Below are 20,001 nucleotides of genomic sequence, written 5' to 3'. Positions count from 1 at the left end.
ATGGCCGTGCTCACCGCAGGGAAGGCCGGCAGCCGCAGCGCGAGCCGCTTCTGGACCGTGCGGCGCCGCGACAACCTCGTCGGCTACCTGCTCATCGCCCCGCAGCTCGCCGGCAGCGTGCTGTTCGTGCTGCTGCCGCTGGCGCTGGTCGGCTGGTTCAGCCTCAACGAGTGGAACGTCCTGGCCGGCACGTTCGAGTACGTCGGCCTGGACAACTACGCCAAGCTGGCCGCCGACCCGCAGCTGCGCGACTCGCTGACCGCGACCGCGATCTTCTCCGCCGGGCTCGTCACGCTCAACCTGACGCTGGCCCTGCTGCTCGCGGTGCTGCTCAACCAGAAGCTGCGCGGCACCGTGGTCTTCCGTGCGCTGTTCTTCTCGCCGGTGCTGGTGTCGCTGGTGGCCTGGACGATCGTCTGGCAGTTCCTGCTGCAGCCGGACGGCGGCATCAACGCCGTCTTCGGGGGCGGCCCCAACTGGCTGCGCGGCTCCGGCACCGCGATGCTGTCCGTCATCGTCGTCCAGGTGATCAAGAACGTCGGCCTCAACATGGTGCTCTTCCTGGCCGCGCTCCAGGGCGTGCCCAAGCAGCTCTACGAGGCCGCCCAGCTCGACGGGGCCGGCGCGTGGACCAGGTTCCGCCGCATCACGGTGCCGCTCATCAGCCCGACGATCCTGCTCACCTCGATCATCACGGTGGTCGGCTCGCTCCAGGTGTTCGCCCAGATCGCCGTGCTCACCCAGGGCGGCCCCGGCACCTCGACCACCGTCCTCGTCTACTACCTCTACCAGCAGGCCTTCCCGTTCCACCATTTCGGGTACGGCGCGACGATCTCCGTGCTGCTGTTCCTCATCGTCGGTGCCCTGACGCTCGTGCAGTGGCGGATGCGGAGGAAGTGGGTCCACCTTGAGACTTAAGCTCGTCCTGTACGCGGTGCTGTGCGTGCTCTGCGTGCCGTTCGTCTTCCCGACCTGGTGGATGATCACCACGTCGATGAAGCCCATCAGCGAGGTCTTCGACTTCTCCCTCATCCCCCAGGTGTGGGACCTGTCCAGCTACGCCCGCGTCTTCGAGATGCAGCCGTTCGGGCAGCAGTACCTCAACAGCCTCTACATCGCCGTCGTGGTCACGATCGGCACCATGGCGGTGGCCGCGATGGCCGGGTACGCCTTCGCCCGCATCCGCTTCCCCGGCCAGAACGTGCTCTTCGTCGTCGTGCTCGTGGGCCTGCTCATCCCGAGCGAGGTCACGATCGTGCCGCTGTTCCAGATGTTCAACCGGCTCGGCCTGATCAACACCCACTGGCCGCTGATCGTCGTGCCGATCCTGGGCGCGCCGAGCGTACTGGCCACGTTCATCATGCGGCAGTTCTTCCTCACGCTGCCCGGCGAGCTGGAGGAGGCGGCCAGGGTGGACGGCCTGGGCCGCTTCGGCACCTTCTACCGGGTCGCGCTGCCGCTGGCCAGGCCGGCGCTCGGCGCGGTGGCGATCTTCACGTTCCTGCATTCGTGGAACCTGTACCTGGAGCCGATCGTGTACCTGTCGACGCCCGACATGTTCACGCTGCCCCAGGCGCTCACCCAGTTCGTCGACGCCTACGGCGGACCGCTCTGGAACGTCCAGCTCGCCGCCGCCTCGATGACCGCCGTGCCGATCCTGGTCGTCTTCGTCCTCGCCCAGCGCCACTTCATCGAGGGCCTCGCCCACACCGGGCTCAAGGGCTGACCGCGGACCCGCCCCCGGCGTCCCGCCGAGCGCCGGGAAGACGCCGTCCGGGTCGTGGCGGCGCCAGAGCCGCCCGACGCGGTCGCCGGTCGGGCCGGGGCGGACGCGTTCGAAGGCGCTCTTGCCGGGGCGGCTCTCGACGTTCAGGTACGCGCCGTCTCCGTACGGCTCCTGCGCCGACGCCACCCGCGCCCACCGAGCCTGGCCTCGATCCGGACCAGCCGCGCCTCCCGGTCGAGCACCTCGATCCGGTTCATCGCCGACCGATCGACGACGACGCCGCCGTCGTTCGACGACCGCCCCGACAGGCCGTGCCCGCCGCTGCGCACCGACAGCGGTACATTCCTGCTCGCGCGCGCAGCGCAGCGCGGCGGCCACCTCCCCGGTGCTCTCGGGCAGCAGCACCGCGGCGGGGCTCGACACGGCGGTGAACGTGGAGCGCAGCAGCGCGTACCGCCCGTCGCCGGGCGTGACCCGCTCCTCGGGGAACAGCGGTAAGGCCACGTCTCCACCTCCGTCATGAGTGAACGCGCCGGCATGACGAACGCTCACTCCCACGCGAGGCGCTGCTCGAGGAGCGCCTGCTGGGCGGGGTTGGCGGTCATGCGCAGGGCGCGTTCGCCGGCCTCGCGGGCCTCGTCGCGGCGGCCCGCCTCGCGCAGCAGCTCGGCGCGCGTGCCGTGGAAGTGAGGGTAGCGGTCGAGCGCGCCGCCCAGGCCGTCCAGCTCCTCGAGCGCCGCCCGTACGCCGTGGACGTGGCGCACCGCCACCGCCCGGTGCAGCCGCGTGACCGGCGACGGCGCCAGGCGCAGCAGCAGGTCGTAGAGCACGAGGATCTGCGCCCAGTCGGTCTCGGCGAAGCTCTTCGCCTCGGCGTGACAGGCCACGATCGCCGCCTGCACCTGGTACGGCCCAGGCCGCCGGTGCGCGCGAGCCGTACGCGTCAAGAGGGCGGTCGCCTCGGCGATGGCCGGGTGATCCCACAGCGCACGGTCCTGGTCGGCCAGCAGCACCAGGTCCCCCCGCGTGTCGAAGCGGGCCGCGCCGCGCGCCCGATGCAGCCGGATCAGCGCCAGCAGCCCCGCCGCCTCAGGCTCGTCCGGCAACGGTCGTCGCGCGGCGCGGGGTCCGGCCAGGTGAGCGCGGCCAGCTTGGCACGGTAGTTCGACTCGCGGCGCAGCACGTCGAGGCCGCGCCGCCGGGCCACGGTGAACAGCCAGGCCTCCGGCCGCTCCGGCACTCCCTCGTCGGGCCAGTGGCGCAGCGCCGCCTCCACCGCGTCTGCACCAGGTCCTCGGCGGCGGAGAAGTCACCGCGCAGCGACACCAGGGACGCGGCGAGCCGGCCGGCATGCTCACGCACGACGGCGGCCAGCGCCTGCCTGCCTCGCCGGTCGCCGCCTGACCGCCCAGCCCCGTGGGCGGCGCCGCGCCCGTGGACGGCCCAGTGCGGTGGGGGCCGGCCGGCATCCGCAGGCCGGGCCCGGCGGCCGGGGCCGGGCGGCTCGGGTCTGCAGGGGAGGTCATGCGAGCGGCCGCACCTCCACGATCGGGCAGGCCGGCCACGAGCGGGCCAGCTCCAGTGCCTCGTCCAGGTCGGCCACCTCGACCTCGGCGTACCCGCTCACCACCTCCTTGCCCTCCACGAACGGCCCGTCGGTCACCACGGGCTCGCGCCCGCCCGGGGCGCGCGACTGGACGCGCTGCGGGCGGGCCCGGCACTCCGGTCGTGGGGGAGCGCCTGAGCGCTGCGGTCGATGCGGTGGCCGCGGTCCACCGCGGTCGGCATCGGCGTCTCCGGGGTGCCGCTGCTCGTCCCCGGCCCGCCGCCACCGCTGAGGGGGCTCGGCCACCGCGTGATCGCACTGCCCGCGCACCGGCTCGGCCGCCGGTGAGCGGCGTGAGGGCCGCCGCGCGGGCGGCCCCCGCGAGGGCGTCAGGAGGCGTAGGTCTCGTACTCGGCGACCCTGGGGGTGCCGCTGGCGCCGGTGATCCTGAACGTGATCTTCTTCAGGGACGTCGGGGTGAAGCTGATCGTGCCCGCCCCCGTGCCGGACTTCAGCACGGCCCCGCTGCCGGCGTCGATGAGCTGCCACGATCCGATCACGCCCGTCGCGCCGGACGCCTCCCGGATCACGACCCTGCCGACCGTCGTGGCCGAGCCCCACTTGATCGAGATGTCACCGGTCGAGCCGTTCGGTGACCAGTACGTGCTCATGTCCCCGTCGCGCACGTTGCCGTAGCTCGTGCCGCTCGCCTTGCTCGACCCGTCGGAGCCCGCGCCGATGCTGAGGTTCGTGCCGGTGGGCGGGTCCGTGGGGTCGGCCGGCGGATCGGTGGGATCGGTGGGCGGATCGGTCGGGTCGGTCGGGGTGCAGTCGCCGTCCGACACCTGCAGGCCCTTGCCGGCGCCCGCCGTCCTGCTCACGATGTCCGGCACGCAGCTCGCGCTGTCGAGGGTGTAGGAGTAGGGGACGCTGACGCTGGTGTTGGACTGCGGGTCGGGGCCGGCCGGGTTGTGCTCGTCGTCGCGGCCGCCCCAGGTCACGTTGTCGAAGATGTTGCCGCTGACCTGCCAGTAGCCGGCCTCGTCGGTGTAGAAGGTGCCGAGGACGTCCTTGGAGTCCTCGAAGTAGTTGTTGTCCACCTTCGCCCGGCCGCCCGCCCGGGAGTTGATGCCGGACTCGTTGATGTTCAGGTAGTGGTTGTTGTACATGTGGGCGATCCCGCCCCGCAGCAGCGGCGTCCTGGAGTCGATGTTCTGATACAGGTTGTGGTGGAACGTCACGTTGCCGTTGGAGCGGTCGCTCTCGCTGGAGCCGATGAGCCCGCCACGGCCGGAGTTGCGCAGGATGCTGTACGACAGCGTCACGTACTGCGTGTTGTTCTTCAGGTCGAACAGGCCGTCGAAGCCCTCCGGCTCGCCGCCCGACGCCTCCAGCGTGACGTGGTCCACCCAGACGTTGCGGACGTCCTTCTCCATGCCGATGGCGTCGCCGCCGTTGGAGGTGGGCGAGCCCGACTTCTTGACGTTCCTGACCGTCACGTTCTGGATGATGATGTTGCTGGCCTCGCGGATGTGAATGCCGATCTGGTCGAAGACGGCGCCGCTGCCGACTCCGATGATCGTGACGTTGCTGATCTGCTTGAGCTCGATCACGCCGTCCGCGGTGTTGCAGCTGCCGCCGGACACCTTGCTGGTGTTGCCGTGGTTGATCGTGCCCTCGACCTGGATGGTGATCGGGGTGCTGCTGCCGGCCCGGCTGCACAGGGCCTGGTGGATCGCGGTGCCTGTGGTGGCGCGCACGGTCTGCCCGCCCGCCCCGCCGGTGGTGCCGCCGTTGGCGGAGGCGAAGCCGGTGGCGCTGCCGGCCGCGGCCGACGCCTGCATCGTCGTCACGGCCGTACCGGCCGCCGCGGTCAAGACCGCCGCGGCGAGTGCCGCGCCGGCGCGTAACACGACTGCTCGTCTCATGCTCGTCCCATCTCGTCGTCCGATGCCCGGCTGCTGCCGCAGCCGGGTTCCTGCTGGTCCGGGCACGACGGGATGGCCCGCCGGCCGGGGTCCCCCCAGCGAGTGCGCACCGCTCACATGAGTGAACACGTCCGTGTTGGTGGAAGTAGCGTCACCGTAGGAAAGCGCTTTCCGCCTGTCAATGCGCGATGAAACTTTCACCCGGCGAGTACGGCCGGGCCGGCGGCGCCCTCAAATCGGATATTTCGTCAAATTTCCGGCAGTCCTCAGCCTGAATTGCTTAGCCCGCCCGGCAACCGGGGAACCGGCGGCTACGCTGAAGAAACCGAGGACCTGCGAAGCACCGGCCCCCGCGCCGGCGCCGCCCCCGGAGTGACCCCGCCCACGTCCAGCCCGTCCGAGGGGGTGTTCTCATGAGGGTCATCGACACCGCCCCGCTCGGCGTCGCGGGCAGCCGCAACCCGACCGTCCTGCGCATCTACGGAGACATCGACCTCTACACCAGCGTGACCCTGCGCGAAGAGCTGCTCAGCGCGCTGAGCTACAGCAACAGCATGCTCGTCCTCGACCTGTCGGAGGTGACGTTCTGCGACGCCGCCGGCCTCGCCGTGCTGGTCGACGTCCAGCAGCGCGCCCGCCCGATGGGCATCACGCTCGCGCTGGCCGAACCCCGCCCGTTCATGACCCGCCTGCTGCGCATCACCGGCCTCGACCGGGCGCTGCCGACGATGAGCCGCGTCCCGCCGAGCGCCGCCTGACCCGGCATCCCCTCAGCGGGCACCCACCGTGATCATGCCCGCCCTGTGCAGGCTGGTGAGCAACGCCCAGTCGTCGGCCGGATCGAGCCAAACCTGCAACTCCTGCGGTCCCGACGGCCGCGGCAACGTCCCCTCGGGCTCATAGAAGGACGTCACCAGGACCAGCGGCACCGGCGCCGTCCATTCCTCGGGAGCCGGTGGCTCGTGCCGCCCGCCCAGCAGCACCGCACGTTCACCCGCATCGCACGCGCCCAGCCGCCCCGCCGCGAGCCGCGCCTGCAACCGCACCTGAACGTCGAGCGCGAGCCTGAGCCGCGCCGCCGCCCGCTCGGCGCCCTCGCCCATCTCGCCGTAGCCGGGGATGAGCATCCCGACCAGCTCGGCCGGCTCGTCCGCGTAACCCCGCAGCGTCCCGTCGGCGTGGATCATCTCGTAGCGGTACGGCCGGCCGTCCGCCCTGCGCGGCGCGGGCGGCGGATCCTGCGCGGCGGAGACGTTCCGCACGATCACGGCCATGGGCGCACTCCTCCGGTCAGGCGTCCGGTCACCATCCAACCGGGCTCCAGCGCGTGATCGCGTACAGGGCGGTGAGCTGCTCCTTGTCGGAGGCCCGCCAGAACAGCTCGTCCATCAGCCGGCGGAAGGAGATGCTGCCGGACTCGGTGAGGTCCGGCGCGGAGCCGAAGGCGCGCAGCCCGGCGTGGCTGCCCACGCGCTCCTGCCGTCCCGCGTTGGGCGGCATGCCCAAGGGCGCGGTACGCAAGGCCGCCTCGACCAGGGCGAGCGACACCTTCACCTGCGCCTGGATGATGGCGGGGTCGAGCGAGCCGTCCCACATGCGCAGCTCGATGTGGTCTCGCCTGGATCCGTTCACGGAGGACAGGTTCAACGCCATGTGATGCTCGTGTGTTTGGCGCACCAGCTCGATCGAGTCGTATCCCTCGGCCGGCGGCACGGCCGGGAGGCAGAACGCCAGCCCTCGATGGTCCTCATGCTCAGGGTTGTGCCCGAGCCGGTAGAGCGTGTCGCCGTGGTGGTAGACGTAATCGGCCACGCTGACGAAGTTCGCCACCAGGTGATCGTAGTCTCCCGCGCTCACGTGCACATGCCCGCCGGTCTTCTCGGTCGCCAGGCCGCCGTAGCCGCGGATGATCTCACAGGCCCGGCGGAGGTTCTCCCACGTCTCGGGCTCGTCGTACAGGATCGGCGAGACCAGCTCGCCCGAGACGGTGCTGTCCTTCTCCAGCCGCCACAGACCGCGCCCGCCGTCCCGGCCGGTGCGGTAGCCGATCTCGGCCGACGTGTGGTACTCGTGCACGTCGGGGTCGCCGGTCAGACCTTCCGCGTGCAGGGCCGCGGCGACCTCGTGCAGAGAGACACCGGGCGGCAGCACGAATTCGATCTCCAGGCCGAACCCGCGCCCGCCGTCCCTGGCGCCCAGGCCCGCGGTGGCGTCCTCGTACATGTACGGGATCACCGGCGCGCCGCTCTCCGCGCGCCGCGCCGCCGCCTCGTAAGCCCGCAGGTAGGCGGAGAAGTCGTGGGTGAACGACACCTCGGGAGCCTCCGGCAGGCGCTGCCACGCCTTGACACGGGCCTGCAGCGACTCGAGGTAGAGCTCGTCCATCCCCGCGTCAGGGGACCACCACGCGGGAGAGCCCGGCCGCAGGAAACGGCGCAGCCGGGAGCCCCCGCGCGGCTGCTTGCGCGCCTGTTCGTACTCGGCCTCCGCGGCATTCCTGGCCTCCTGGATCGCCGAAGGCGACAGGTCGTGCAGGCCGGGAGCGGGCGTGACCGGGGACCGCACGGCACCTTGCTTCGGGTGTCTCAGCGCGTCGATCACATGCTCGCGGTCCACCGGGTCGAACAGGTTGAAGCCGTTGCGCACCGCCTCGGTCACGCGGTTCGTCAGCGCGGCCACGTCGTAGCCGTACCCGGCGAGGTCGGCCAGCCGCCGCAGCGGATGGAACGTCCAGATCGGCCGCGCCGGTTCGGGGCCCGCGAGCTCCGACAGGCGGGCCAGCACGCGCACGGCGTCGTCGTCCACCAGCGTCAGGCCGTGTTCGGTCGTGAGCCGCAGGCCGTCCCACAGGTAAGGGTCGCGCGTCTTATGCACGATCAGCGTGTCGGCCAGCTCGCGGGGCGTCGTCGCGGCCGCCGGGTTCGCGCCGTGCTCCTGCGCGTCCCTGGCCAGGCGTAACACATGCGCGACCGAACCCGCCAGACCGACCTCGCGGGCCAGCGTCTCCAGCGGCAGCGGTGCGGACGGCCAGGCGGCTCGGGGCGGGAGGAGCCTGATCATGGAGCCCAGCAGCCGGATGCCGGTGTCGTCGAGATCGCGCAGGCCGTACGTCTCCTGACCGCGCAGGCCCTCCAACCACACCGGGTCTTCTTGGTAGAAGCGGCGGAACGCGTCGTGGAACGCCTCCGGCCCGTCCGCCCGCGACGGCAGGAGACCCCGTGCGTGCATCTCCTGCACGATCGGGAACAGCTCCCTGACGTCGTGGAGCCCATAGGCGAGCAGCACGGGAGTGATGAACGCCTGGTAGGCGCTCTCGTCGTCCGGAGTCACCATGATCCCCGCCAGGATCGGGTCGAGGGTGATGCGCGGCTCGGACGCGTCGTCGTCGGTCTCGCCGCCGAGCAACCGGCGGCTGATAGAGGAGAAGTCTTCACCGGCGCGGTCGGGGTCGCCGGAGTGCGGGCGGGGACCTGCCCGGTCCTCGGCCTCGGGCCGCTCGCCGAGGCCGGGCCGGGCGTCGGGGCCGGGGTGGCTGCCGCGGTCGGGTTGCGCGCCGGGGGCACGGCGGCCGTCGGCGGCGGGGTGGCTGCCGGAACCGGGCGTCCAGCGGTGGACGATCGCCGCCGCCTCGGCGGGATTGCGCGTGTGCGGCGCGGCGATCGGCGAGTAGCCTTCGCTGAGCGCCGTGTTCCCGGCCTCGCCGGGCGGCATGGACGTGCGGTGCCGAGGCCCGGTGGTTCCGGGAACGGCGGGTGCGTGGCTTCGAGCCGGACCGCCCGCCTCCCCGCCGGGCAGGGAGGCGGCCTGGCCCGCGGCGACCGGGCTCTGGGCGGGCGGGTTGCCGTGGTGAGGGCCGGTGGGCGGCTGCGGCTGCCCCTGCCCGGGCGGACCGGCGGGCTCGCCTGCCGTCACCGCGAACTCCGCGCTGGTGGTGTGCCCCGCCAGGGGGCCGGCCGGTGTGCCGTCGGTGGCCGCACTCCCGGTCCCGGTGGTGGGCGATGCATCACCCGTGTGCGGTGCGGGCGTTGTGCCCGGGGGCGGCTCCGGCGCCGTCCCCGGCTGCTGGGGTCCGGGATCCGGGTGCTGGGGTCCGGGATCCGGGTGCTGGGGTCCGGGATCCGGATGCTGAGGTCCGGGATCCGGATGCTGAGGTCCGGGATCCGGATGCTGAGGTCCGGGGCCGCTCGGCTGCGGCGGGGCGTGCAGGTCGGCCCGAGGCGAGCGGCCTGGGCTCGCCGGGTCCTGACCGGTGAAGCCCTGACCGGTAGAGCCCTGGCCGGTGGGACCGTGGCCGGAGGCGGGCGGGGGAGTGGCGGGAGTGCCGGAGGCGGGCGGCGGGGGCGGGGTGTGGCGGCGCGGGGAGGAGTCGGCGTGGGGCACGTCGGCGCCCATGCGGGCGGTCGTGGTGGACGAGCCCGCCGCAGAGGTGCGGGAGGTCGTGCCGGACGACGAGCCGGCCGTGGGCGACGACGAACCGGCCGTGGACGCCGTGCTGGACGAACCCGCCATGGCCTGCACCGTGACCAGGTCCGGCGTGCGGACGTTCACGGTGGCGTGGGACGGGGTGGGTTCAGGGCCGGTCGGCGCACCGGCAGAAGGGGTTCCGATCGCGGTGGCCCAGGTGGCGGCGTGGGCGGCGTCGGTCCGGTTCGCGGCGGCGTACGCGGAGGCCAGCGTGGTCACCGGATCCGCCAGCGCCAGGGCCACGTCCGGGTTGAACGGGCTGATCGTCCCGGTACGCCCCACACCGCCCATGAAGGCGCCCACCATGGATTCGGCGGTGAACGGGTTCGGCCACTGCCCGTACACCACGCCATTGGCCACGAAACCGCCGACCGGCGACGCGATCACGTTCGTCGCGCCCGTCGTCAACGCCCGCCCGGCGAACCCCGGCAGGACCTGCGTGACCCGCGAGACCGGCCCCGCCACCATCGAGCCCACCGCCGCGCCGGTCCCGCCGCCCAGCCCGGCCGCGGTCAGCTGCTGCCAGTCGAAGCCGTCCCGGGTGCCCTTCTGCTGCTGTATGTACTGGGCGGCGAACTCGATGAAGAACTCCTCGCCGACCTCCTCCATCAGCTCCTTGCCGAACGGCGATGCCAGCAGCCGCACCAGCAGCGCCTTCCCGGTCGGGCCGCTCAACGCCGTCACCTTCGCCAGCTGGACCGCGGTGGCCTTCTGCCCGGCGGCCGCCACCAGCTTGGCCAGGATCCGGCTGATCGCCGCGCGCGCCGCCGCCGCGTACGGGCCGATGAGCGGCGTGGTGGCGCCCGCGCTGAAGAACGCCGCCAGCAGTGTGATGGCGATCGCGGTCACCGTCACCCAGAAGGCCACGTTGATCGTCAGCTTCGAGTACTGCGTCTGCACCGCGAAGTTGCTCGCCTGCACCGCGTACACGTGCGCGTTGTTGCCGACTCCCGAGATGCCGCCCTTGTCGCCGTAGAGCTCGCGCGCCCGGCCCGCGAATCGCGCGGTCGCGGGCGCCGCCCACCCGGACACGATCGTCCGCACCGCCAGGCCCGCCGGCTCGGCGGACGACATCGAGCCGTCCGACAGCGCCGCGTACCGGCGCGCCAGCTCCGACATCCCCGCCTCGCTGGCCTCCGGCCACTTCTGGCCGGCCGACAGCATCGGAATCAGCCAGTGGTTCACCCAATCCGGCAGCGACTCGCTCTCCCAGGCGGGCTGAACGTCGCTGTCGATCCGGACGACCTGGTCCCCGGCGAAGTGCCCGCCGGGGGTCTGGATGTTGTGGGCCCCCGAGTGCGCCGCCATGAACCGCCGTTCAGACTTCCCGCGCCATCCGGGTCAGGCCGTGCCTGATGTCGGCGTCCGTCTGCAGCGTGATGTCGATCGCGGCGCGCAACCGGTCACCGGCGTCCAGCGTTTCCGCCGTTCGCCGTGGCAGGCTCGGGCCGGCCTCCTCACCGGTCGCGGGCCGGGCCGACATCCGTCGCTCCACCGCCGGTCCGGCGATGGCGCCCTGCCGCTCCTTCGTCACCGGCACCTCCCATGTCCTGCACAAGCCGGGCCATCACGATCGCGCGCCGTCCGATCATGTGTCTCGAACGGATCGGCGCCCTCGGCGCTTCGGAAACTTCTATCACTCGGACCGCAGAAAACGCTGGGAGTATGTCGCGAAATGACGGTTTTGCCGCGTAACTCTGCCGAATTGTGACGCGTTACTCTCCGGGTGTCGTGCCGTGAGCATGCCCGAATCGGCTCGCCTCAGGAGCCGTGCCGGTACGGCGACAGCCCGGTATCAGCGTGATCGGCGACCGTTGAGCCGCCGCCGGACCGGCCGCCGCGCCCCACGCCCTCGCTGTTTGCGTCCCCCCGCCGCAGTTCGTGCCCGGCTCGGCACGCCGCCCGTCCGCCTGGCCACTCCGCCACGGGGCGTGTGAGGGGGCGTCCCGCCTGTGGGGGCGCCGGGCTGTGAGTGGTCGGGCCGGCGGAACGGGCTGTTGGTGTTCGGCCTGAGGGTGACCGAGCTGGCGATCGCGGGCCGGGCAGTGACCGGGCAAGGGCACGTCGTACCCTCACCCGGACAGACCGGCGGCCCGCCGGGAACTCATCGGAGCTACTGCAGTCCCGACCGCACCGACGTGATGCGCTGGGTGTTGAAGCCGAGCCAGTGCATGCGCCCGACGTAGCGGGCGTGCTCGACCTTCAGGCACCTGTCCATGATCACGGGCAGGCCGGCGTCCTCGGCGATCCGCGCGCCCTCCTCGTTGATCACCCCGAACTGGCACCACAGCGCTCCGGCCTTGACCTCGACGGCCTCGCGGGCGATGGCGGGCAGGGCGTCGGGGGCGCGGAAGACGTCGACGAGGTCGATCGGCACCGGGACGTCGGACAGGCTCGGGTAGCTGGTCTCGCCGAGGATCTCCTTCTCGCGCGGGTTGACCGGGATGACCTGGTAGCCGTGGCGCTTGAGGTAGTAGCCGACGAAGTTGCTGGGCCGCAGCTCGTTGCCGGACAGGCCGACGATCGCGATCGTGCGGGTGGCGTGGAGCACCCGCTGGATCGTCAGCGGGTCCTGGTAGCGCGCGAGGTCGGTCATGCCGTCTCCTCCTTGCCGATCGTCGCGGCGACGCGGGCGAAGCCCTGCTCGAGATCCCAGATGAGGTCGGCGACCGACTCGGTGCCGACCGACAGCCGGACCGTGCCGGGACCGACGCCGGCGGCGCTCAGCTCGTCGTCGCTGAGCTGGCGGTGTGTCGTGCTCGCGGGGTGGATGACCAGGCTCTTGGCGTCGCCGACGTTGGCGAGGTGGGACCAGAGCGTCAGGCCGCTGATGAGGCCCTGCCCGCCGGCCCTGCCGCCCGCGCAGTCGAAGGAGAACACCGCGCCCGCGCCGCGCGGCAGGTACTTGTCGACCAGCGGCTTGTACGGGCTGCTCGGCAGGCCGGGGTAGGTGACCTTGGAGGCCAGCTCGTGCCCGTCGAGGAACTCGGCGACCGCGAGCGCGTTCTCGACGTGGCGCTCCATCCGCAGCGACAGCGTCTCCAGGCCCTGCAGGAACAGGAACGCGTTGAACGGCGACATCGCCGCGCCCAGGTCGCGCAGGGTCTCGGCGCGCAGCTTCATCAGGTAGCCGTACATGCCGAACGTCTCGTGGAAGCGCAGCCCGTGGTAGGCGGGCGACGGGTCGGCGACGACGGGGAAGCGGCCGTTGGACCAGTTGAAGGTGCCGGCCTCGACGACGATGCCGCCGATGCTGGTGCCGTGGCCGCCGATGAACTTGGTCGCCGAGTGGACCACGATGTCGGCGCCCCACTCGATGGGCCGGCACAGGTACGGCGTGGCGAACGTGTTGTCCACGATCAGCGGCAGCTCGTGCTCGTGGGCGATGGCCGCCACGGTCTCGATGTCGAGGACGTTGCCCGCCGGGTTGCCGATCGTCTCGGCGAAGAACGCCTTGGTGTTGGGCCGCACCGCCTTGCGCCAGGCGTCGGGGTCGTCGGGATCGACCCAGCTCAGCTCGACGTTCATCTTGCGCAGCAGGTGCTTGAGCTGGTTGACGGTGCCGCCGTACAGGGCGGATGAGGACACCACGTGGTCGCCCGGCTGCAGCAGCGTGAACAGCGCGGCCGCCTGGGCGGCGATGCCGCTGGCGAAGGCCACGGCGCCGCTGCCGCCCTCCAGGTTGGCCACCCGCTCCTCGAGCACGGCGACCGTGGGGTTCATGATCCGGGAGTAGGTGTTGCCGTACTCCTGGAGGTTGAAGTACGCCGCGGCGGACTCGGGGTCCTCGAAGACGTAGCTGGTGGTCTGGAATATCGGTACGGCGCGCGCCCCGGTGTTGGGGTCGGGCCGCTGCCCGGCGTGCAGCTGCCGGGTCTCGAACCCGAACGCGCGGGCCTGCTCTTGACGGGGGTGTTGCTCGGTCACCAGGGCCTCTTCCTCAGACGTTCACCCGGCCCCGCCACGGGCAAGGAACCGGCGGATGATGGGCGTCTGTCGCGCTTCTTCCAGCAGGAAGCAATCGTGGCCGTACGGCGCGTCGATCACTTCGAACTCTACCGGTTTGCCCAGGGAGCGCAGCGCCTGCTCGATGTCCTGGGACGCCGACGGCGGGTAGAGCCAGTCGGAGCTGAAGGCGATCAGCAGCGTCCGTGCGCGCACGTTCGCGAGCGCGCGTTCCAGAGAGCCGCCGCCGTGCTGCCGCGCGAGGTCGAAGTACGTCAGCGCGCGCGAGATGTAGAGGTAGGTGTTGGCGTCGAAGCGCTTGACGAAGGAGTCGGCCTGGTGGCGGAGGTAGCTTTCGACCTCGAACTCGGGCTCGGTGATCGTGTAGCGCAGGTCGTCGGAGAACTGCAGGCGCCGGCCGAACTTGTCCTCGAGCGCGGGCCCGGACAGGTAGGTGATGTGGCCGACCATGCGTCCGACGCCCATGCCGGCGTCGGGGGCGCGGCCGGTGCCGTAGTAGTGGCCGCCCTGCCAGGCCGGGTCGCGCATGATCGACTCGCGGGCGATGGCGTTCCATGCGACGCCCTGCGGGTGGAGCGCGTGGGTGCTGGCGATGACCACGATGGAGTCGACCTGGTCGGGGTAGCTGACCGCCCATTCGAGCGCCTGCATGCCGCCGAGCGAGCCGCCGGCCACCGCGGCGAGGCGTTCGACGCCGAGCGCGTCGAGGAAGGCCCGCTGGGTGCGGACCATGTCGCCGACCGTGATGACGGGGAAGTCCGAGCCGTACGGGCGGCCGGTGGCCGGGTCGATGGAGGACGGGCCGGTGGTGCCGCGGCAGCCGCCGAGCAGGTTGGTGGAGACCACGAAGTAGCGGTCGGTGTCGAACGCCTTGCCGGGGCCGATCATGCCGTCCCACCAGCCGAGTGCCTTGGCGCTCGCGCCGTCGCGCTCCTCGGCGCCGAAGCCGTCGCGGGTGCCGGCCTCGGGCGGGGCCTTGGCGATGCCGGCCGCGTGGGCGTCGCCGCTCAGCGCGTGGCAGACCAGGATGACGTTGTCACGCTCGGGGGAGAGCGTTCCATAGGTCTCGTAGGCCACGCGTACGTGGTGCAGCTCTCTGCCGCAGTCGAGCCGTACGGGGTCCGGCAGGTCGAGATAGTGGGTCTCGACGACGCCCACGGAGCCGGGTTCGCCGGTCGCGGGCGTTCTTGCTGGCTGCGACATGACGCTTATGCTAGCCGCCACGCCAGGTATATGGTCAAATACCTACCGGAAAACCGGTGAACTTCTGAAGGGCGAAGGTATGACCACGGTCAGCAACGGTGTCAACGTGCAGGCACTCCTCGAGGCGCGCGACGCGTTGAAGGGTGCGCCCGAGGCCGCCCAGTTCGTCTGGAAGGCCACCTCCAAGTGGCAGAACGGCGTGCACAGCACGATCACGGTCAAGGAGTTCTACGGTCTCGGCGAGGAGCGGGCCCACCGCAAGGAGTCCGTGTTCGACGCCGACCACCCCGAGGTCTTCGCGGCCGAGGACAACGGCATCACCCCGATCGAGTACCTCCTCGTCGGCCTGGCGAGCTGCCTGACGGCCGGCGTCGCCTCCGTCGCGCAGAACCGCGGCATCCAGCTCCGCTCGGTCGAGGCCAGGCTGGAGGGCACCCACGACATCCGCGGCATCCTCGGCGCCGACAGCGACGTGCGCAACGGCTTCAACGACATCAAGGTGACCTTCGACATCGACGCCGACGCCTCCCGCGAGGACATCGAGGCCCTGGTCGCCCAGTCGCAGAAGCGCTCGGCCGTGTTCGACGCCCTCACCAACCCGACGAACGTCACCGTCGAAGTCGCCTGAGGGAGCCGGCCATCATCGAACGGGTCACGACGGTCGTCATCGGCGCGGGGCACGCCGGCCTCGCCGCCTCCCACTTCCTGAGCGCGCGCTCGATCGACCACGTGGTCATCGAGCGCGGCGAGGTCGCCAACTCCTGGCGGCGCGAGCGATGGGACTCCTTCCGGCTGCTCACCCCCAACTGGCAGAGCCGCCTGCCGGGCCTGGCCTACGACGGGCCCGACCCCGACGGCTACATGACCACGAAGGAAGTGACGCAGTTCATCGAGCGCTTCGCCGAGCTGGCGGGGGCGCCCGTGCGCACCGGGACGACCGTCACCTCCGTACGTCGTGCAGACGACGGCTACCGCGTGACCACGGACCGCGGGGAGATCGCCTGCCGCACGGTGGTGATCGCCAGCGGTGCCTGCAACCTGCCGTCGGTGCCGTCCTTCAGCGAGGCGGTGCCGGCGGGGGTGCGCCAGATCACCCCGTACGAGTACCGCGAACCCGGCCGGCTGCCCGACGGGGGCGTGCTCGTCGTGGGCGCCTCGGCGACCGGCGTGCAGCTGGCCGCCGAGGTCCGCGCCTCCGGCAGGCCGGTGACGCTCTCGGTGGGCGAGCACGTCCGGCTGCCCCGCACCTACCGCGGGCGCGACGTGCTGTGGTGGATGGACGCCTCCGGCGTGTGGGACCAGCGCCACGACGAGCTGGACGACCTGACCAGGGCGCGGCGGCTGCCCTCCCCGCAGCTCGTGGGCACGCCCGAGCGGGCCACGCTCGACCTCAACGCGCTCACCGGCATGGGGGTCGAGCTCGTCGGCCGCTGGGCCGCCGTGCGCGACGGCAAGGCGCTGTTCTCCGGCGGTCTGCGCAACGTGTTCTCGCTCGCCGACCTGAAGATGAACCGGCTGCTCGGCACGTTCGACGAGTGGGCGCGCGAGAGCGGGCGCGACGGCGAGGTGGGGCCGGTCGAGCGGTTCGAGCCGACCCGGGTGCCCGCGTCGGCGCGCTGGCAGATCGACCTCAACAGCGGCGAGTTCAGCACGATCATCTGGGCGACCGGGTTCCGGCCCGACTACCGGTGGCTCGACGTGCCGGTGCTCGACGAGAAGGGGCATCTGCGTCACGACGGCGGGGTGGTGGACAGCCCCGGGATGTACGCGCTCGGGCTGCCGGTGCTGCGGCGGCGCAGGTCCACGTTCATCAACGGGATCGAGGACGACGCCCGCGAGGTGATCGCCCACCTCGCCGGGCACCTGTCCGGGCGGTCGTGACCGGGCGGTGCCACGGTCGCCGGGTCGGCCAGACCGGGTCGCGGTGGCCGTGCCGCCTGACCGGGCCGCCTGACCGGGCCGCCTGACCGGGCCGCGTGACCGGCGAGGACACCGGTGCCGGGTCGCCCGCCCTCACACCCGCTAAATCCCGATTTTTACGCATTGCCACTGATATGGGTGATCTGTAAATAATGCGGGATGGCAGAACGTGATCTACGAACCGGCGACCTCGAGCTCGACCGGGTCATGGCGGAGTTCCGCGCGAACTCCCGGGAGTTCTCCGACGTCATGGCCCAGGTCGGCGACGTCACCGGCGAGGCGGCGAGCCGCGACGGCAAGATCAGTGTGCGCGTCACCGCGACAGGCCAGCTGACCGGCCTGCGCATCGACCCGCGCGCGATGCGGATGGGCTCGCAGGAGCTGGCCGAGGCGATCCTGGAGGCGTCGCGGCGGGCGACGGAGGACGCGGCCCGCCGCCTCATGGAGGTGACCCGCCCCTACCTGTGACCCGCCGTCACCGGTGACGCGGGCCTCGCGCCGGGGGGTGCGGAACCCGTGCCGGGTGATGCGGAACCCGCGCCAGGGGTGCGGGTCCCGCGCTGGGTGGCGCGGAGTCCGCGTCTGGGTGGCGTAGGCCCATGATCCGGGGTATGCGGGACCCGCGCCCGGTGATGAGGCCGGCGTCCCGGCCTCGAGGTGCGGGAGGCCGGCGTCACAGGCGCGGGATGAAGCTGCGGGTGCCGTGCACGATGTACTTCTGGTACATCTCCTCTTCGGTCAGCCCGTGCTCGGTGCCCGGCAGCGGGTTGTCGCCGTGCTGGAGGTCCAGCGTCATCGTGTACGCGGTCGAGGCCGCCATGCGGGGCACGAAGCTGCCGGTGTTGAGCGTCACGCCGTTCGGGAACTCCGCGTTGGTGGCGAGGGTGCGCAGACCGGGCACCTTGGTCATCAGCGCGGTGCCGCCGTCCACGACGCTGTCGAAGACCATGTTCGCCACGAAGTTCTCGCGGAACGTCTTCAGGTTGTGGTCCAGCGACTGCACCTCGTTGCCCGACATGTCGGTCTTGATGCCGCCGAGCTTGTTGGCGGCATACGGCAGCAGCACCTCGCCCGACGCGTAGAGCGCGCTGTCGGCCACCCAGTACGCGAACGTCGGCAGCAGCATGGTGACGAACCGCTTCGCCGTGAACGTCAGCAGCAGCGCCTGCCGCTTCATGATGGCCTGGAAGAGCTTCCACGTGAAGACCTGGTAGCCGATGGTGTACATCATGTCCACGGTGAGGATCGTGCACAGCACCTCGAGCGCGTGGTTGATCTTCTCGATGACGTCGGCGTAGGCCCGGCAGGCGCCGGCGACGCTGCGGTACTTGAGCGAGACGGCCATGACGGCCGGGCCGAACTCCTCGTTCCAGAACCTCTTGAACGCCTCGGTGCCGGGGCCTTCGTTCCCCTGCCACACCTTGGCGGCCTCTTTGTGCGCGTCCTGGAACTGCTTGTCGACGGCGTCGGCGATCTCGTCGAGGATGTCGGCGGCCTTGTTGATCTTCTCGGGGTCGCCCGACAGAAAGGAGACGCCGAACAGGAACTCCGGGGCCAGCATGCCGGCGGCGCCGGCGCCCGCCATGCCGCCGAGGACGACCTTGCTCGCGAGCCCGATGGACACGTCCCGCTCCTCACTCCAGCTCGACGTTGGTGGACGGCACGGGGATGTCGCCGTCGCCACGGCGGGCGAACTCGATCAGGTTCCGCAGGTAGGCGTTCTTGTCGATCATGCTGGCCCACTCGGCGGCCTTGACGTTCGTGCTCATCGCCACGACGCCCTGCCCGATCGCCTTGTACGACTCCACCAGGTTGCGCAGCGCCTTGTCCAGATCCTCCAAGGCGTCGTCGAACCCGGGGTGGCCCTCCGTGCCATGGCGGAAGATGCGCGCGGCCTCGTCGCTCTCGGGGTCGCCGAAGTGGGGGAGCAGCGGTTCGAGGTCTCCCCGGATGCGGCCGGCGGCCATGCCGAACTGGATCGCGCTGTCGTGGATCGACGCTCCACTGTTCCGCATGATCGAGTGATCGATTTCCACGTGACTCCTCCCGCGCAACGCTCGGGTGGCCAGTCTCTGCACCGTTCATTTCCGTCAGATGACCATTCGGTTGCCTTTCGGTTGGGGGAGACGGCGCCATAGGGACGAATGTGGATATTTCGGTCTTGTGGGAGCCGGGAGCCGGGGAGCCGGGAGCGGTGGAGGGACGGGCCGTGGTGCCCGCCCCTCGCGCCGCGTCAGGCGCTGGGGTCCACGATCACCTTGCCGACCGCGCCCATCTGGACGGCGTCCTGGGCCGCGCCCGTCTCGGCCAGCGGGAAGCGGTGGACGGGCAGACCGTGCTCCTCGCCCACGCCGAACGCGCCGTCCCGCAGCGCCGCCGTGACGTCGTCGGCCGCGGCGGCCATCCGGTCGAAGTCGGTGAAGAGGATGAGGAACTGGTAGCGGACGTCGAGCCGGAGGTTGGTGAGGATGTCCAGCTCGACCGTGGGCCGGTCGTCGGCGTAGACGGCGATCGTGGCGCCGTTCCTGATGACCGCGAGGTCGAGGTCGTTGTTGCGGGCGATGGCGACCTCGGCGACGATGTCCACGCCGCCGGGGGCGGCCGACCTGATCTCGGCCGCCGGGTCGCCCTCGCGGTAGTTGACCACGTGGTGCGCGCCGGCGGCGGTGGCCAGCGCCGCCTTCTCGGGGCCGCTGACGGTGCTGATCACGGTGGCCCCGGCCCAGCGGGCGAGCTGGATCGCCGCGTTCCCGACCGCGCCCGCGCCGCCCGCCACCAGCACGGTGCGGCCGTCCAGCGCCTTCGGTGCCAGGCGGCGAGGCCCGTTCTCGGCGACGGTGAGCGCCCGGTGCGCGGTGAGCGCGGGCACCCCCAGCGCCGCGCCCAGCTCGTACGGGGCGCCGTCCGGCAGCGGCCGCACCTTCCAGACGGGCAGCACGGTGTACTCCTGCGCGGTCCCGGTGAGGCGCCCGAAGCGCGCCGCCATCACCCACACCCGGTCGCCGGGAGCGAACGTCTCGGCGCCGGGGCCGACCGCGTCGATCACGCCGGCGCCGTCGTGGTGGGGGATGACCTCGGGGTACTGCATCGGCCAGCCGGGGGTGGAGCGCGAGCGCCAGTCGGTGGGGTTGACGCCGGAGGCGAGCACGCGTACCCGGACCTCGCCGGGCCCCGGCTCGGGCACGTCTCGCTCGATGAGCTGCAGCACGGACGGGTCGCCGATCTCGCGGTACAGGACGGCTCTCATC

General features: G+C 71.6%; 21 protein-coding genes. 7 read left to right on the top strand and 14 right to left on the bottom strand.

Annotated features, from left to right (window positions below; genetic code table 11):
- Window positions 1-918, top strand: coding sequence for a carbohydrate ABC transporter permease (locus ACGFIM_RS29215; protein ID WP_393206382.1), 918 nt, complete (start codon window positions 1-3; stop codon window positions 916-918).
- Window positions 908-1,726, top strand: a complete 819-nt coding sequence (locus ACGFIM_RS29210) for a carbohydrate ABC transporter permease (protein WP_393206379.1) — start codon at window positions 908-910, stop codon at window positions 1,724-1,726. The genes ACGFIM_RS29215 and ACGFIM_RS29210 overlap by 11 nt, the downstream gene beginning before the upstream one ends.
- A gap of 143 nt (window positions 1,727-1,869) precedes the next feature.
- On the opposite strand, the gene ACGFIM_RS29205 is transcribed toward ACGFIM_RS29210, so the two are convergent.
- The 4 genes from ACGFIM_RS29205 to ACGFIM_RS29190 form a co-directional block, all read right to left on the bottom strand.
- On the bottom strand, window positions 1,870-2,247 hold the full coding sequence (locus tag ACGFIM_RS29205) for an FAD-binding protein (protein ID WP_393207752.1): 378 nt from the start codon (window positions 2,245-2,247) through the stop codon (window positions 1,870-1,872).
- Between the two features lie 27 nt (window positions 2,248-2,274).
- Window positions 2,275-2,832, bottom strand: coding sequence for a DUF6596 domain-containing protein (locus ACGFIM_RS29200; protein WP_393206376.1), 558 nt, complete (start codon window positions 2,830-2,832; stop codon window positions 2,275-2,277).
- Window positions 2,793-3,002, bottom strand: coding sequence for a hypothetical protein (locus ACGFIM_RS29195; protein ID WP_393206373.1), 210 nt, complete (start codon window positions 3,000-3,002; stop codon window positions 2,793-2,795). Before ACGFIM_RS29195 ends, ACGFIM_RS29200 begins: the two co-directional genes overlap by 40 nt.
- A gap of 246 nt (window positions 3,003-3,248) precedes the next feature.
- Window positions 3,249-3,389, bottom strand: coding sequence for a YciI family protein (locus tag ACGFIM_RS29190; RefSeq protein ID WP_393206370.1), 141 nt, complete (start codon window positions 3,387-3,389; stop codon window positions 3,249-3,251).
- Window positions 3,390-3,482: 93 nt separating this feature from the next.
- Between ACGFIM_RS29190 and ACGFIM_RS29185 the strand changes: the two genes are divergently transcribed.
- On the top strand, window positions 3,483-3,620 hold the full coding sequence (locus tag ACGFIM_RS29185) for a hypothetical protein (protein WP_393206367.1): 138 nt from the start codon (window positions 3,483-3,485) through the stop codon (window positions 3,618-3,620).
- Between the two features lie 41 nt (window positions 3,621-3,661).
- On the opposite strand, the gene ACGFIM_RS29180 is transcribed toward ACGFIM_RS29185, so the two are convergent.
- Complete coding sequence (locus ACGFIM_RS29180; RefSeq protein WP_393206364.1) at window positions 3,662-5,200, bottom strand: polysaccharide lyase family 1 protein; 1,539 nt, start codon at window positions 5,198-5,200, stop codon at window positions 3,662-3,664.
- Window positions 5,201-5,613: 413 nt separating this feature from the next.
- Between ACGFIM_RS29180 and ACGFIM_RS29175 the strand changes: the two genes are divergently transcribed.
- Window positions 5,614-5,958, top strand: a complete 345-nt coding sequence (locus tag ACGFIM_RS29175) for an STAS domain-containing protein (protein WP_393206361.1) — start codon at window positions 5,614-5,616, stop codon at window positions 5,956-5,958.
- A gap of 12 nt (window positions 5,959-5,970) precedes the next feature.
- Here ACGFIM_RS29175 and ACGFIM_RS29170 read toward each other — a convergent pair whose 3' ends face one another.
- The 6 genes from ACGFIM_RS29170 to ACGFIM_RS29145 form a co-directional block, all read right to left on the bottom strand.
- Window positions 5,971-6,474: a hypothetical protein gene (locus ACGFIM_RS29170; protein WP_393206358.1), complete on the bottom strand. Its 504-nt coding sequence runs from the start codon at window positions 6,472-6,474 to the stop codon at window positions 5,971-5,973.
- Window positions 6,475-6,502: 28 nt separating this feature from the next.
- The gene (locus ACGFIM_RS29165; RefSeq protein WP_393206355.1) at window positions 6,503-10,972 is read right to left on the bottom strand and encodes an amidoligase family protein; all 4,470 of its coding nucleotides are present in this window, start codon (window positions 10,970-10,972) and stop codon (window positions 6,503-6,505) included.
- Window positions 10,973-10,982: 10 nt separating this feature from the next.
- Window positions 10,983-11,198, bottom strand: a complete 216-nt coding sequence (locus tag ACGFIM_RS29160) for a hypothetical protein (protein ID WP_393206352.1) — start codon at window positions 11,196-11,198, stop codon at window positions 10,983-10,985.
- 579 nt (window positions 11,199-11,777) lie between these two features.
- A complete protein-coding gene (locus tag ACGFIM_RS29155; protein ID WP_393206349.1) occupies window positions 11,778-12,260 on the bottom strand; it encodes a CoA-binding protein in 483 nt (160 codons plus the stop codon).
- Window positions 12,257-13,594, bottom strand: a complete 1,338-nt coding sequence (locus ACGFIM_RS29150; RefSeq protein WP_393207749.1) for an O-acetylhomoserine aminocarboxypropyltransferase/cysteine synthase family protein — start codon at window positions 13,592-13,594, stop codon at window positions 12,257-12,259. Before ACGFIM_RS29150 ends, ACGFIM_RS29155 begins: the two co-directional genes overlap by 4 nt.
- An 18-nt stretch (window positions 13,595-13,612) precedes the next feature.
- Window positions 13,613-14,833, bottom strand: a complete 1,221-nt coding sequence (locus ACGFIM_RS29145; protein ID WP_393206346.1) for a homoserine O-acetyltransferase — start codon at window positions 14,831-14,833, stop codon at window positions 13,613-13,615.
- Between the two features lie 79 nt (window positions 14,834-14,912).
- Between ACGFIM_RS29145 and ACGFIM_RS29140 the strand changes: the two genes are divergently transcribed.
- From ACGFIM_RS29140 to ACGFIM_RS29130, 3 genes are all read left to right on the top strand, one after another.
- A complete protein-coding gene (locus ACGFIM_RS29140) occupies window positions 14,913-15,461 on the top strand; it encodes an OsmC family protein (RefSeq protein ID WP_393206343.1) in 549 nt (182 codons plus the stop codon).
- Window positions 15,458-16,714, top strand: a complete 1,257-nt coding sequence (locus ACGFIM_RS29135; protein ID WP_393207746.1) for an FAD-dependent oxidoreductase — start codon at window positions 15,458-15,460, stop codon at window positions 16,712-16,714. The genes ACGFIM_RS29140 and ACGFIM_RS29135 overlap by 4 nt, the downstream gene beginning before the upstream one ends.
- Before the next feature lie 198 nt (window positions 16,715-16,912).
- Complete coding sequence (locus ACGFIM_RS29130) at window positions 16,913-17,221, top strand: YbaB/EbfC family nucleoid-associated protein (protein WP_393206340.1); 309 nt, start codon at window positions 16,913-16,915, stop codon at window positions 17,219-17,221.
- Between the two features lie 205 nt (window positions 17,222-17,426).
- Here the strand turns inward: ACGFIM_RS29130 and ACGFIM_RS29125 are convergent, their stop codons facing one another.
- The 3 genes from ACGFIM_RS29125 to ACGFIM_RS29115 form a co-directional block, all read right to left on the bottom strand.
- A complete protein-coding gene (locus tag ACGFIM_RS29125; protein WP_393206338.1) occupies window positions 17,427-18,377 on the bottom strand; it encodes a hypothetical protein in 951 nt (316 codons plus the stop codon).
- Window positions 18,378-18,387: 10 nt separating this feature from the next.
- A complete protein-coding gene (locus tag ACGFIM_RS29120) occupies window positions 18,388-18,789 on the bottom strand; it encodes a hypothetical protein (protein WP_393206336.1) in 402 nt (133 codons plus the stop codon).
- 197 nt (window positions 18,790-18,986) lie between these two features.
- A complete protein-coding gene (locus ACGFIM_RS29115) occupies window positions 18,987-20,000 on the bottom strand; it encodes an NADPH:quinone reductase (protein WP_393206333.1) in 1,014 nt (337 codons plus the stop codon).
- Window position 20,001: the final 1 nt, after the last annotated feature.

The organism is Nonomuraea sp. NPDC049309 (genome assembly GCF_043196965.1).
Lineage (GTDB): Bacteria > Actinomycetota > Actinomycetes > Streptosporangiales > Streptosporangiaceae > Nonomuraea > Nonomuraea fastidiosa.
This window is presented reverse-complemented; position numbering and strand designations above follow the sequence as displayed.